The organism is Bacteroidales bacterium (genome assembly GCA_012517825.1).
GTDB lineage: Bacteria > Bacteroidota > Bacteroidia > Bacteroidales > JAAYUG01 > JAAYUG01.
Genome location: JAAYUG010000065.1, coordinates 1 through 15,099 on the forward strand (window position 1 = coordinate 1; position 15,099 = coordinate 15,099).

8 protein-coding genes and 1 pseudogene are annotated in these 15,099 nt (G+C 46.2%); 4 read left to right on the top strand and 5 right to left on the bottom strand.

All coding sequences use genetic code 11. The features are described from left to right. A partial coding sequence (locus GX419_04250) for a hypothetical protein (GenBank protein ID NLI23902.1) occupies nt 1-1,145 on the top strand: 1,145 nt, incomplete at its 5' end. Between the two features lie 222 nt (nt 1,146-1,367). Next, nucleotides 1,368-1,580 (top strand): annotated as a pseudogene (locus tag GX419_04255) (DUF262 domain-containing protein). A gap of 380 nt (nt 1,581-1,960) precedes the next feature. Here the strand turns inward: GX419_04255 and GX419_04260 are convergent. The 4 genes from GX419_04260 to GX419_04275 all read right to left on the bottom strand — a co-directional run bounded on the left by GX419_04260 (nt 1,961) and on the right by GX419_04275 (nt 6,670). Beyond that, nucleotides 1,961-4,327: a S9 family peptidase gene (locus GX419_04260; protein ID NLI23903.1), complete on the bottom strand. Its 2,367-nt coding sequence runs from the start codon at nt 4,325-4,327 to the stop codon at nt 1,961-1,963. Nucleotides 4,328-4,344: 17 nt separating this feature from the next. Further along, nucleotides 4,345-4,761, bottom strand: a complete 417-nt coding sequence (locus tag GX419_04265; protein ID NLI23904.1) for a hypothetical protein — start codon at nt 4,759-4,761, stop codon at nt 4,345-4,347. A 203-nt stretch (nt 4,762-4,964) separates the two neighbouring features. Further along, a complete protein-coding gene (locus tag GX419_04270; GenBank protein NLI23905.1) occupies nt 4,965-5,636 on the bottom strand; it encodes a VWA domain-containing protein in 672 nt (223 codons plus the stop codon). Nucleotides 5,637-5,920: 284 nt separating this feature from the next. Further along, nucleotides 5,921-6,670: an RNA polymerase sigma factor gene (locus GX419_04275; GenBank protein ID NLI23906.1), complete on the bottom strand. Its 750-nt coding sequence runs from the start codon at nt 6,668-6,670 to the stop codon at nt 5,921-5,923. Between the two features lie 223 nt (nt 6,671-6,893). On the opposite strand from GX419_04275, the gene GX419_04280 reads away from it, so the two are divergent. Both GX419_04280 and GX419_04285 read left to right on the top strand, forming a co-directional pair. After that, nucleotides 6,894-12,500 (top strand): hypothetical protein, encoded by a 5,607-nt coding sequence (locus GX419_04280; protein ID NLI23907.1) that lies wholly within the window; start codon nt 6,894-6,896, stop codon nt 12,498-12,500. Between the two features lie 213 nt (nt 12,501-12,713). After that, nucleotides 12,714-14,258 carry a DUF853 family protein gene (locus GX419_04285; protein ID NLI23908.1) on the top strand — a complete coding sequence of 515 codons (1,545 nt, stop codon included), beginning with the start codon at nt 12,714-12,716 and terminating at the stop codon, nt 14,256-14,258. A gap of 63 nt (nt 14,259-14,321) precedes the next feature. Here GX419_04285 and GX419_04290 read toward each other — a convergent pair whose 3' ends face one another. Then, nucleotides 14,322-15,053 (bottom strand): HesA/MoeB/ThiF family protein, encoded by a 732-nt coding sequence (locus GX419_04290; protein ID NLI23909.1) that lies wholly within the window; start codon nt 15,051-15,053, stop codon nt 14,322-14,324. Between the last annotated feature and the right edge of the window lie 46 nt (nt 15,054-15,099).

A 15,099-nucleotide genomic window follows, 5' to 3' on the forward strand; every position in this document is an offset into this window, starting at 1 on the left:
ATGAAAATGTTATTGTTCAATGGATTGGCGATATCAATCAGGCAATTATGAATGATAACTACTCTGAATCTGCATGGAAACCTGAAGAAAACAAGAGTTATTATGTTTTAGAAATCACAGATTCAAAAAGAATTTCTCAGCCGATAGCAGATGTAATTAAAACTGTAGCTGTTAAATCATATCCAACACTAATTGGTAATAAAGATATAAATTTAAAACCAATTATAATATTATTTGATGATAATAATATTTATCAAGTTTTACCCAAATTTGCAGAATTGCTTATTGAGAAAAGAGTTAAATTAAATAATGAAGAAATGTCTATTTGGGAAATATCTAAATTAACGGAATATCCCATAAAGGCTGTAGGTTGGGTTGGCAAAGAGAAAGCCAATGGTTTATCTATCTTGTCATATTATAAAGATTTTTACAAAGTTTCATCAACAAAAAGAAAACAGTATTTCCCAAATCTTTATACTATGTATGAATTATCAAAAAATTTAAAGCCTAAAGAGTTTAAAGACAGAGTCATTAATTGCATTTTAGAATCATTATATATTTCTGACATAACATATAATGATAAAAAAATCACTAAAACCTCTTTTTACGAGTTTGTCAGTTTAACAAATGAAAATTTCTTAACAGAACTAAACACTCAAATAGTAAAATTTTATTGTGGTCAGGAGAGCTTTGATAATTTCTCAGGATATGTTATTGGTTTATTTGAAGACAATTTAAATTTACAGTTAAATGAGAGTTCAAAAAAATATTTGTTTGAAGAAGTATTAGTAGAAATAAAGCAAGAGCAAGCAAAAAGCAATAATATTTTTACCCACGAAGCGAATGGAATGGATGTTTCCTTTGAAGTTGCTACTGTGCATTCTGTTAAAGGCGAAACTCATACAGCAACATTATATCTAGATACAATGTTTCATGAAAATAGCATTGAGCTAATTAAAGAACAATTGTTGGGCACTAATTATTCTCTTCAAAATCGAAAGAAAAGAAAGGAACAAGGATTAAGAATTGCACACGTAGCTTTTTCAAGGCCTACGCATTTATTATGTATTGCTGTAAATAAAAGCTCTATAAACGATAATGATACGGCCTTGCTTACTAATAAATTTGAAATAATGGAAGTTTGATGAAAAAAATAAACTTAGTTTTATTGACCAAAATCAGGGGTAAAAAAATAAAATTTTATTGACTAGAAAAAAAAGAATAAATTAAAATATTGATAATCAAGTTTTTTATTGACCAAAAACAGGGGTAAAAATTGTGTCTATAGGTGCCAAATACCAATAGAAATTTATATGATTTAACAGAGAATGAAATAAAGATTATTGAAGGAGGGAAATAAAATGTCAATCCAAAAATATTCAGTTAACCAGCATCCCATACAAACCATTTTGACCTGGATATAGAACGGCGAGATAGCCATACCGGAAATCCAGCGCCCTTTTGTGTGGGATGCGGCTAAAGTTCGCGATTTTATTGACTCGCTTTATAATGGTTATCCTGTTGGATACATCATTGCATGGCGTAACCCCGATGTAAAGGAAATAGGAAATGGGAAATAGGAAATTTTCAGTGATTTCAAATTTCCGATTTCCCATTTCCAATTAATCTGTTTTAGCTTTCATAGTGTGATCTCGTAGAGGAAATAGGAAATAGGAAATGGGAAATTTTCAGTGATTTTCGATTTCCTACTAGGTTCCAATGTTCCAAAGTTCCAAAGTTCCAGCGTAGAGCGTAGAGCGTATAGCGTAAAGCATCGGGCTTAGAGTGCAGGGCAGAGAGGTAAGTCACGAACGGTATTTCTTTACGTTTTACGCTCTGTGCTTTACGTTTTGTTTCAGGTTTTTAGAGTTGAAAAGTTCCGGAATGAAGAATGCCCTTTCTTCACAATCTGATCCCGGCGAATAGACGAAAGAAGAATGGAGAACAGTACTAAAAAAGTTCATTTATCTGCATCCGAATGAATGTTTCGTAATAAATGTTTGTCAAGCCATTGTTCCATCTCCCACAGCATGTGCAGAATGGATTCGCGTGCCCGGTAAATATGGTTTTCATGCGGCAGCAGAACCAGGCGCGCTGTGCCGCCGTTTCCCTTCAGTGCAGTATAAAATCGTTCGCTTTGCATAGGAAAGGTACCCGCATTGTTATCTGCTTCGCCGTGAATGAGCAGAAGAGGGGTTTTTATCCGGTGGGCATGCATGAAAGGCGACATTTTGATGTAGGTTTCAGGGGCATCCCAGAGTGTGCGTTCTTCTGACTGAAATCCGAAAGGAGTCAGTGTGCGGTTGTAGGCTCCGCTGCGGGCAATCCCGGCCGCAAACAGACTGCTGTGGGCAAGAAGATTAGCGGCCATGAATGCTCCGTAAGAATGTCCCCCCACGGCAATCTTTTCCGGATCGGCTACTCCCATTGATACCAGCTTGTCAATGGCGGCCCGGGCTCCTTCCACCAGTTGTTCAACGTAGGTGTCGTTGGGCTCGGCATCCCCTTCTCCAACAATGGGCAGGGAAGGATTATCCAGTACAGCATATCCTTTTACCAGAAAAAACAAAGGCGAAGCCCAGCTCAGCCAGGGAAAACGGTAAGGGGAATCTTTAACCTGTCCTGCAGCTGATGCCGTTTTATATTCCTGCGGATACGCCCAGATCAGAACCGGCAGTCTGGTGTTCTTTTCCGCTTCCTGGTAAGGGAGGTACAGCATGCCGGTGAGGTCAATCCCATCAGCCCGCTTGTAACGGATCATTTCCTTCCTGATATTCTTCAAACGGGGATAGGGATGTGCAAAACGTGTGAGCGGATGTTCACTTTTCTTCACAGGGTCAATCAGAAAATAATTGGGCGGGTCGGTGGGAGATTCCCTGCGGATGAGAATCTTCAGGCCGTTTTTAACAGACAGGTAATAAGGTACTTCGTATTTTTTCCCGGCGCATTGCCACAACCGGGTTTTGTTCCCTTCCGGCAGGTGAATGCTGTCAACAAACGGATGGTTCCCTTCGGGAGAAGCTCCCATGCCCGAAAGGAAAAAGACCTTTCCGGTACCGTCATCCTGCAGTACATACTTTCCGTATTTTGCCGGGCGAACGATAAAATTCCCCGGATCGCTGTAAGCATCCTCAAACGAACGATCGAACAAGACCTGCCATGAATTATCGGGGTGGGAAGGGGCAATGAGCGCGGTAATTTTCCGGCGGGTGTCCCACCAGCTTTGTTCCACAACGGCGAGATCTTCACTGAACCATTCTATTCCGTCAAAGCGAAATTCCAGATCGCATTTTGCCACAGCTTTGCCGCTAAAGGGAGCCGCAAGGGCAAACAGTCTGTCGCGGAAAGGTGCTTCCCTGCCGGCATCTCCATCATCCAGGGCTTCCACCCACCAGAGTTCAGCAGGCACATCGGCCCTCCACTCGTATGAACGGGGCCCGGTTCTTACCGAACTGAAGCCCCTGGGAATATCTTCAGCAGGAGGCAGGGAAGACAAATGCCGTATATGCTCTCCCCCGGCGGAATAGATATCGGCTTCGCAGGCAAAGCGATCCAGAGGAACAAGATAGGAGTAAGGTTTTACGAGCTTTTCGGTCAGCAGATACCGGCCATCGGGACTGATGCTGAAAGAAAGGTAAATGGCCGGAGGAAGAACCGTTTCTTTTTCTCCCTGAAGAGTGGTCCGCACAAGAGGAGATGTGCAGTAATAGTCAAACAGTGCTTCGTCATGGGGCGAACGCAGGAGGTCCTGATAGGTTCTCACCGGGGCTCCCTTTCCTTCGGTTTCCTGAACAACAGGCCCTTCCGGCACCAGGGGCGCGGAAGGAGGCATTCCGCGCTCATCCGGGAAACCGCAGTACAGAATGGATTGGCTGTCGGGCATCCATTGAAACCTTGTGCCCGGCAGGGTATCGTTAAGCAAAGCCCCCGGAATCCTGAAAGCATTTCCTGAGGCAAGATCAATGGCCCACAACTCAATGGCAGTGCCGGTATTCCGGGTAAATGCCAGGTACCGGCCGTCGGGCGACCATTGAAAGCGCTCAAGGTGCAGAGGTTCAGGCAATCCGGCAACCGGTTGCTCAGTTAACGTTTCCAGGCGGATACACGATAAACCGGTATAATACCCCGCCTTGCTTTTGCCATACGTGGTGGGATCAATGCGGATGCCCGCCAGGCGGAGTTCCGGCTTTGCAAGGTCGGCAACAGACGGATATCCGGGTGGCTGAAGTATCAGCAGCCATTCATCGTCGGGACCAAGCGAGATAAAAGGAGGGGGAGTAACGTCAACAAGCCGTACTATCGCATCAGTCGGAAGCTGGTAATTCATAGGAACTATTTGCGAACTCAGGGATTTGCAGGAGGGTTATTGACCATCATGATGGCAATGACCAGCATGGCCAGAATGGCAAATAACCTGATGCTTTGTGTGATCAGATAACTTTTCAGGAAAGCCGGTGTAAAATCCTTCTCCCGGAGTTTGTTGTAGGTAAAGACCGTCATAACCGCAGAAAAGCCAAGGATCAGCACAAGGAAGCCTGTCAGCAGAAGCCTGTAATCAAGCCACTGATTCTTCCAGACAAGAATGAACAAAATAAAAAGTGCAATCAAAACAATGATATTGACCATCTGGAAGCTTCTCTGAGCCTCCCGCAGTTCAATCTGCTGATCAAACGAAAGCGACTGGACAACCTTCCTGTACTGAAAATTGCTGATAATGACAAGCACAAGAAGAACAAGGATGATAATGGTTGAAATCTGCATATTTTCGTATTTAGAGTGACCACAAAAATACAAATTTATGGTAAGGTCACCTGCCTGCTCCGGAGGCGGATGAAAACAGCAAAAACGGATATGCATCAGCCGGTTAATGCTTTTGCATCAACCGGCTGATACAATTTAACCGGGATTGGTCAATAAAAACACAAAAAACATGTAAACAACCTGTTTCTATTGACTTATCGGGGTCATTTTAAACCTAAATCCTTCTTTCTACGAGGAGTAAGAATGGGAATTTTTTTCGTATCTGTCCGGGATTGGTGAACTTTGTTCAAATCTTCACAAAAATTCTGCACATTTCTTCGTTCTGATTCAAACATTTGCGTAATACCTGTTTCATTCTTTCTAAAGAATGTGAAGTCGCTGATTGAAAAGGAATCTGCCACTTTTTGAACATCATGGTCTGTACCGATGTATTTAATCAACCAGTTTGCTTGTTTCAGTTCATTCACCAGGCTGCGAATGGCTTCCCTGCTATATTCAGTGGAATCGTTTTCTTCCCCGTCGGTCAAAATGGTCACAAGCACGCTGCACTGGTCTTTGTCCTGCAGTTTTTTCCTGAGGAGATTCAGGCCATATCCCATGGCATCATACAAAGGGGTGGAAGAGTTGGGATGATAGCTGGTGCTGTCAATTTCCTGTAATTCGCTCACGGGTTCCACAAAATGGACAAGCCTGGTTCGTAAACCATTGAAGGTTATAAAAGTAATAAAATGCTCCTGTTCAGAATATTTTGTTTCCAGGGCTTTAAGATTCTGAACAATTTCATTAAACCCTCTCATGATGAAGTCTTTAATGACATTCATTGAACCGCTTTCATCAAGAATAATAAGGTTGTGAACCTGATGTTTTGTTTCCATAATGGTAAAAATTAAAGTATAAGATTTTGTTTCCTGATAATAAGATGCAGAATCAGAAAATGGTGGCAGGCAGTAACCGCTTTTTTTTGACGGATAAACCTTAATTACGAATTGCGGAGGCAAACGAAATGATGGACAATGCACCAACCTTTATCGCCGGCCATCGGGTTAAACCCTCTGTAGCGGGGTAAAAGCAGGCTAAATACCGTATAAAAAAAAGAACCTGTTCACCATAACGGAACAGGTTCAACCTTCAGGGAAGAATAAAGAGGTTTAATTTGCTTTTAATCAGCAAAATTCAAGGGCTTTAAAGGGGTAAGTTCAATACCTTGCAGATTTTTAAAGAGCCGATAAAGGAAATCAGAACCTTCCATATAACCTGTATGATATTCTGGAGATTCCGAATTGTTACTTTTAAATTCAATGCCTATAATTCCTACATTAAATTTTTTTTCTGTAAATACAATGCCTATATCAGCTGATATTTCATGAGACCAGCAAGTATGTAAATCTTTTTCTTTCTTCCTTGCCATTTCATACAGGAGCTTTTGAACTTTTTTTCTTGCCCTGGCCAGGTAGGATTTTGATGTACCCTCAGAGATATGGAGTATTTTGCTGATTTCGGCATGGGAATAATCGTCAATTACATACAGGTTAAAAACTTCCTTGAAGGGAGAAGGCAGTTGATTGACGATATTCAGTAATTCATCCGTGGAGAATTGGGCATTTTCGATAACACTTCGCAGGTCGTCACCGGGGTAGTTAAACAGTTCTTCTTCACTGAGGTCAGAGGGAGGTAAATTTGTTGGGACGCTATGACGCAGGTAAAGCAAAGCAGTATTTATGGCGATCTTTCTCAGCCATCCTCTGAAGTTTCCTCTTCCGGTAAATGTATCGAAGCGATTAATGGCGGTAAGAAATGCCTCATGCATCAGATCTTCTGCCAGGGTTTTGTTTTCTACATATCGGTAACAAACGGCAAGCAGGTAAGATGCATTTTCCCTGTAGGTTTTTTCCCAGAAATCGTTTGTCATATTTTTTAGTATTTGTTTTTATAAAGATGCAATTTTTCAAAAAGGTGGCAGGAAAAAACAAATTTATTTTTATTTTCCGACAAAATACATAATTCCGATTTGCCATTTCTGCGCCTGAATGCAGTAAGTATTAAACCCGTATCAACTGAAAAAAAACGGGAAACAGAAAATCGGAAATGAATTTTAGGTATATTCGGTTTTACAATTTTTAATTTATATGGTTATGTTACAATCCCGATTTTTTCCGACCAGGTTCATTGTTTTTACCGGAATGTTTCTCCTGCTGGTTTCCTGCCATAAAAAGAAGGAAGCGATTGTTGTCCCTGATGCCGGCTTCAGGGAGTATATTGTCGGATACACATCGGGTGTGATTTCCGTAGAATCGACGGTCCGGATACGCCTTGCCGAGGATTACCCGCAGCCGGTGGTGTTAAACGAAGCCATTGACGGGAACATCATTTCTTTTTCTCCGTCTTTAAAAGGCGATTTGTACTGGCGCGACACCCGCACCCTTGAATTTGTGCCTGAAAAACCGATGAAGGGGGGCACAACCTACACCTGTACCCTGAATCTTTACAAACTGTTTACTGTGCCAAAAGAGTATGAAAAATTTACCTTCGGTTTTCAGACCATTGAACAAAGCTTTTCTGTTGCTGTGGAAGGGTATCAGCCGGTTTCTGACAACGACCTGGTTTGGAACAGAATACGGGGCACATTGCTTACGGCCGATGTCATCGACGGCAATGCACTGGAAAAAGTGCTTTCAGCAACCCAGAACAAAAGGAAACTTCCAATAACCTGGGAGCATGAATCAGGCCGTACAAAACATTATTTTACTATCGACAGTGTTAAACGAGAGGAAGTTCAGGCAACGATTCTGATTGCCTGGGACGGTTCATCCATTGGGGTTGCATCAAAAGGGAAGGAAGAGTTTGCCATTCCTTCCCTCAGCGATTTTAAAGTTCTTGGCGCGAAAGTTATTCAGCAGCCTTCGCAATACGTACAGGTGCGTTTTTCGGATCCTCTGGCCAGAAACCAGAATCTGGACGGACTGATCAGGTTAAGTAACGGCGTATCCCTCACCTTCACCATCGAAGGGAATATTGTCAATGTATATCCGGCGGTTCGTCAGAGCGGTTCAGCCTCGCTCAGCATTGAACAGGGTATCAGGAACATCATGAACTACAAACTGCCCAGGACGGAAGTAATATCCCTTGCTTTTGAAGAGCTTAAGCCAGCTTTGCGGCTTACCGGTAAAGGGGTTATCCTTCCTTCTTCTCAGGGGCTCATTTTCCCGTTTGAAGCGGTCAACCTGAAGGCTGTTGATGTGCGCATTATAAGGATATTTGAAAACAACATCGCCCAGTTTCTTCAGGTAAATCAGCTTGACGGCACCAATCAGATGAAGCGGGTGGGTCGGCTTGTTTTCCGCCGGGAAATCCCTCTGACATCATCCACGCCCATTGATTATGGTGTATGGAATACCTTCAGCCTTGACCTGAGCCAGCTGATTAAACAGGAACCGGGGGCTATTTACCGGGTAGAACTTGGCTTCAGGAAAAAGCATTCCACGTATCCGTGCGCCGGCGGAAATGACCAGCAAACGGAGGAGGAAGAAGAAGCAGCAGAAGATGAAATGGTTGCTGAACAGGAATACAGCTATTGGGATGCCTGGGAGGGCTATGAATCGGGTTATTACGACGATGAAGAATATTACTATTATGAGGAAGAAGAACGGCGCAGCCGAAATGATCCCTGTTCCAATGCCTATTATCATGAGGGGCGGAAAGTAGCCCGCAACATCCTGGCTTCCGATCTGGGCATTATTGCCAAGGGAGGAAGTGACAAATGGCTCACGTTTGCGGTTACTGACCTGAAGACGACGGATCCTCTTTCCGGAGTTACTCTCGAGGTTTACAATTACCAGAAACAGCTCATTGCCAGCACTACAACCAATTCTGACGGACTGGCAAAGGTTCGGACCGACGGGATGCCGTTTCTTCTGATTGCCCGATCAGGAGACCAGCGGGGCTATTTGCGGCTGGATGAAGGTTCATCGCTTTCGCTGAGCACATTTGACGTATCCGGCGCTCCGGTTCAGAAGGGGCTTAAGGGATTTATTTACGGTGAGCGGGGTGTCTGGAGGCCCGGCGATACCCTCTTCCTTACCTTCATTATGGAAGACAAAGCCGACCTCATTCCCGAAAATCATCCGGTAATTCTCGAACTGGTTAATCCTATGGGCCAGCTGGTTAAGAAAATGGTCCGTTCCAAAGGTATGAACGGATTCTATCAGTTTACCATTCCTACTTCGGCCGATGCCCCAACAGGAAATTACACCGCCAATATCAAAGTCGGCGGCACGGTTTTCAGCAGGGTGCTGAAGGTCGAGACCGTGAAACCCAACCGGCTGAAAATTGCACTCGATTTTGGCACCGACCGGCTCTCCGTTTCCCGTCCCGATATTAAGGGAACCATGAAAGTTACCTGGCTGCACGGAGCCGTTGCAAAAAATCTCAAGGTCAATGTCAGGGCAACGCTGAATGCCATACCTACATCGTTTGAGAAGTATCCGGAATATGTATTTGATGATCCGGTACGCCGTTTTGAATCGGAAGAGCGTACGATTTTTGAAGGAAACCTCAATGAAAACGGAGAGGCTACGTTCTCCTCATCCATAAGGATTGACGATGCCGCACCGGGCATGCTCTCGGCAGCCTTTCTTACCAGGGTTTTTGAAGAAGGCGGCGACTTCAGCATCGATCGCTTTACCATACCATATGCACCTTACCGTACCTTTGTGGGCATCAGGGTTCCAAAAGGGGACAAAGCCAGGAACATGCTTCTGACCGATACCCTTCATACGGTTCAGGTAGTGACGGTTGATCCCGAAGGGAAGCCCGTATCGGCCAGAAACCTGGAAGTGAAGATTTATAAGATTGAATGGAAATGGTGGTGGGACCGTTCCGGAGATGATCTGGCCGACTACCTCGGAAGCAGCTACCACCAGCCTGTATATGCCACCACCCTGTCGACCTCAGGCGGGAAAGGCAGTTTTCAGTTCAAGATCAAATATCCCGAATGGGGCCGTTTTCTTATCCGGGTAGTTGATCCGGAAGGCGGGCATGCCACAGGAAAAATCGTATACATTGACTGGCCGGGCTGGGCCGGAAGATCGACGGAAAAAACGCCTTCCGGAGCTTCCATGCTGATCTTTTCGGCCGACAAAGAAAAGTACCAGGTTGGGGAAGAGGCTGTTATTACTTTCCCTTCGGGAGGTGCAGGCCGCGCCCTGGTGAGTATTGAATCGGGTTCTGGGGTTATTGATGCCTATTGGGTAAAAGCCGAAAAGGACCAGACAGTGTTCCGCTTTAAGGTTACTGAGGCTATGGCTCCCAATGTATATGTGCATCTGACCCTGGTACAGCCCCACGAGCAGACAGCCAATGACCTGCCCATCCGCATGTACGGGGTAATTCCCCTGCTGGTGGAAGATGCCTCAACCCATCTTGAACCGGAAATTATCATGCCGGATGTTATTAAGCCGGAGGAAAAGTTCACAGTAGAGGTGAAGGAAAAAAAGAGGCAGAACATGACCTATACCCTGGCTATTGTGGATGAAGGTTTGCTTGACCTGACGCGGTTCAGTACCCCGGATCCCTGGAGCAGTTTCTATGCCCGGGAGGCCCTGGGCGTCCGCACCTGGGATCTCTACGACATGGTAATAGGCGCCTATGGCGGAAAACTTCCCCTGCTTCTCGGCCTCGGAGGTGATGAAGAAGGAAAGGTTGCAGGAGCCAAAAGCCGGGCAACACGTTTCAAGCCGGTCGTTATGTTTGCCGGTCCTTTTACGCTCGATAAGGGAGAAAAGGCAACCCACACATTTACCATGCCGAGGTATGTTGGCTCTGTGCGCGTTATGGTCGTGGCCGGTAACGGCAGGGCTTACGGTGCCGCCGAAAAAACGGTTCCGGTAAGAAAGCCGCTCATGATCGCTGCTACCCTGCCGAGAATCCTCAGCCCCGGTGAAAAGGTTGACCTTCCCGTCACCGTCTTTGCTATGGAAAAGGAAATCCGCCAGGTAAAAATTGAAGTGGAAACCAACGATCTCCTGGTTCCTGCCGAGGGAAATACCCGTGTGGTTTCTTTCAGCAATCCGGGTGACGAAACCATAACCCTTCCTTTCCAGGTGGCATCAAAAACCGGGGTGGCGCGTGTTCGTGTTAAGGCAGTGAGCGGAAGCGAAACAGCCCGTTACGATATCGAACTGGATGTAAGAAATCCGAATGCACCTGTTACTGCTTACCGGGAAGGAGTCGTTGAACCCGGGAAAAACTGGGAAGCTGCCTGGCAGGGACCCGGCATGGCAGGAAGCAACAGCGGTGTACTGGAAGTTTCATCCCTTCCCCCGGTTGATTTTGGACGCAGGCTTAAATACCTTCTTACCTATCCTTATGGTTGCGTGGAACAGACTACTTCAGCTGTTTTTCCGCAGCTTTATCTGGAAGATGTTATGGAACTGAAGCAGGAGGAAAGGGAAACAATTAAGAAGAATATTCTTGCCGGCATTGAACGCTTAAAGCTGTTCCTGCGGCCCGACGGAGGATTCAGTTACTGGCCGGGAGTCAATGAATCAGATGACTGGGCCACATCCTATGCGGGTCATTTTCTTCTGGAAGCTGAAGCGAGGGGATACACGATACCGGCAGGATTCAAACCTGCGTGGATTCGTTATCAGAAAGCAGCCGCACGCGACTGGACTTCCGTGAGCGGCAAATACAAGTACCTGGCGTATCAGCAGAGCGACCTGATGCAGGCATACCGGTTATTTACGCTTGCTCTGGCCGGATCGGCCGAAATGGGAGCCATGAACCGGCTGAGAGAAAGAAACGATCTGTCGGTTGAAGCCGCCTGGCGTCTGGCGGCCGCCTATGTTCTGGCAGGCCAGCCCGAAGCGGCACGGGAACTCGTCAAAGACAAAGGGACAAAATCGTCTGCCTACAAAGGTTTCAGCCCAACTTACGGATCGGCCGAACGGGATGAAGCTATGATTCTGGAAACCCTCGTTTTGCTGGGCGACAGGGAAAAAGCATTCCCTCTTGTTAAACACCTTTCTTCTGTTTTGAGCGGAGACTACTGGCTCAGCACCCAGACAACGGCCTACAGCCTGATGGCCATTTCGCGGTTCGCCGGCAAAACAAAATCAGAAAAAGGCTTAAAGTTTTCCTACAGCTTTACTCAAAGTAAAGGTGTAAATGCTTCTACTGAAAAGCCTGTAATACAGATTGATATACCAAAGAATCTTTCCGATCAGGGATCGGTTCAGATCAGCAACAAGGGAACGGGGATTCTGTATGCGCGGGTATTGATCACCGGCACGCCGGAAACCGGCAATGCGGTTACCAGCGAAAACAACCTGAAGATGCAGGTACGGTACCGCACGCTGGACGGACAGGCAATTGATGTGCGTTCACTTAAACAGGGAACTGACTTTATTGCCGAGGTCATACTGACGCATCCCGGAATCCTTGGTTATTACAAGGACATGGCCCTGACCCATGTGTTCCCCTCAGGATGGGAAATACGAAACCTTCGCATGGAGGATAACCAGTCGGCCTATCGTTCCGATGTGCCGCGTTATCAGGATATCAGAGATGACCGGGTGAATACCTTTTTTGACCTGCCCAAAGCCGAAAGCCGCACATTTGTGGTATTACTGAATGCGGCCTATACCGGAAAGTTCTGGTATCCGCCGGTACAGTGCAGTGCTATGTATGACGCAACAGTGAATGCTTCAGACGGAGGTATGTGGGTGGAGGTAATTAAATAGGCTAAACGCAGGAAGGAATTTTTTTACCGGCTGGCTGGCCAAATCGCCAGCCAGCCGATAAAATTTTGCGCCTTTTATACAGGATTGACACATGTTGTGCCTTGATTCGCCAGCTCTCCTGATGCGCAATGCGGGATAAAACTCCTTACCTGAATGGTGCAATGCGATTCAGGAAAATTTGGCGTAAATTTCGGCCGTAATAAGTACGATTTTATGGACAAAAAGGAACAATTCAGAGCTCTCATCGAGCAGGGTTATACCTGCAAGGGCGATAGTCTGGTTTTGGGTGCGGCCATGTACAACGGAGAGTGCCTGACAGGTGCCCATATCCGGATTCCCTTGCGCACCATGAACCGGCATGGTCTGATTGCCGGGGCCACAGGAACGGGAAAAACAAAAACCCTTCAGGTGATTTCCGAAGAACTTTCCGAAAAAGGGATCCCGGTTCTGCTGATGGATGTGAAGGGGGATCTGAGCGGAATAGCCATGCCCGGAGAAGAAAAACCCTTCATAAAGGAACGCCACCAGAAAATAGGTTTATCTTACTCTCCAAAGGGCTTCCCGGTCGAATTGCTTTCGCTTACCGGCAAGGATGGTGTATCGCTGAGGGCGACCGTTTCGGAATTCGGACCGGTGCTGTTGTCCAGAATCCTCGGCCTGAACGATACCCAAAGCAGTGTAATGGCAGTCATTTTCAAGTACTGTGATGATAATCAGCTTGCTTTGCTTGACCTGAAAGACATTCTGCAGGTAATAAAATTTATAACCGGCGAGGGGAAGGCCGAATTCGAAAAGCAGTACGGGAAAGTCTCGGCCGCAACAACGGGGACCATTATGCGGAAAATAATGGAGCTTGAACAACAGGGAGCAGAGCATTTCTTCGGGGAACTGTCGTTCGAAATACAGGATCTTCTGCGCAGGGATAAAAACGGCCAGGGAGTGATCAGTATTGTGCGTTTGACGGATATTCAGGATAAGCCCAAGTTGTTTTCCACCTTCATGTTGTCACTCCTTGCTGAAATTTACAATACCATGCCCGAAAAGGGAGACATGGAAAAACCGGAACTGGTTGTATTTATTGACGAAGCCCATTTGATTTTTGAAGAAGCGAGTAAGGCACTGCTCGATCAGATCGAGACCATTGTCAAACTTATCCGGTCAAAAGGAGTTGGGATCTTTTTTGTGACGCAGAATCCAATGGATGTGCCCAACGAGGTTCTGGCCCAGCTGGGTTTGAAAGTTCAGCATGCCCTGCGTGCTTTTACTGCTCTCGACCGGAAGGCCATTAAGCTGACGGCTGAGAACTTTCCCCTGTCGGACTTTTATAAAACGGATGAGGTTCTGACCTCTCTCGGAATCGGGGAGGCGCTGGTAACTGCCCTGAACGAAAAGGGAATTCCTACTCCTCTGGCTGTGACAATGGTCCGGGCGCCCAGAAGCAGGATGGATGTCCTTACACCGGAGGAAATATCTGCCATCAACAGTTCTTCGGAACTGGTAAGGAAATACAATCAGGTGATTGACAGAGAAAGCGCCTATGAAGTGCTCGGGCGGAAAATGGAACGGATGCAGGAGGACAGGGAAAGAAAAGAAGTACGGGAAAGCAGGCCGGTACGGACACCATATGGTACAGGATACCCTCAGCCCGGCCGTACAAGAAGGCCTTCCTCCTATCAGGGAATACCTCCTGTTGTTAAGGTACTGACCAGTGCTACCTTTATCAGGGGTGTTATGGGGGTATTGAAGAAGATGATGTAGCCGACCGGTTCTCAGATCAATGTTCCCGGCCCGCTTTGATTCCGAATGAAATGCCTGCCGGGGTTAATCAGAATAAGATACCATTCTTATTTGGGGTATAAGCATATTGTAAATCAGGAGCTTGCCTGCCAAGGGGGTTCCTGCACCCGTGATTATTTTGATTACTTCTGTGGCCATAATGGCGCCTGCGATTCCCGGCAATCCGCCAGGTATACCCAGTTCTTTTGCCCTGGCGGAATTTTCAGGAGTCAGTTTTGCAGGAAAAAGGTCGGAAAAGCCCGGACTGTTGTTGTACCGGAATACGGTCACCATGGCCGACCAGGTATGCAAAGCTCCGTATACAAGAGGTTTTGACAATGTGCGGGCTGCGTTATCGAGGGCACAGGCAGCCTCAAAACTGTCGGTAGCATCAACCAGAACATCATAGGGCCTGCAGATTTCAGGAGCATTTTCCAGGTTGAGGAAAATGACATGCAATGAATATTTGTTCAGATGGTTCAGGCTGATCAGTCTTTCCTTTGCCACAATAGCTTTGTGTTTGCCCAGATCCATGCTTCCATAAAGTATCTGGCGCTGAAGATTGCTTTCGTCAACCAGGTCGTTGTCGGCAATGCCAATTTCACCAACGCCTGCTGCAGCGAGGTACAAAATAAGCGGATTGCCCAGGCCCCCGGCACCGGCAACCAGAACCTTCGCCTTCTTGAGCTTTTCCTGACCTTCAATGCCGATTTCGGGAAGCATCATCTGGCGGGCATACCGACGTACTTCCTGGTTGTTGAGGAGAGAATTATCCATAGGCAAGAGTGTACAAAATGAAGCTAAAAATAATCAAATGGCATGA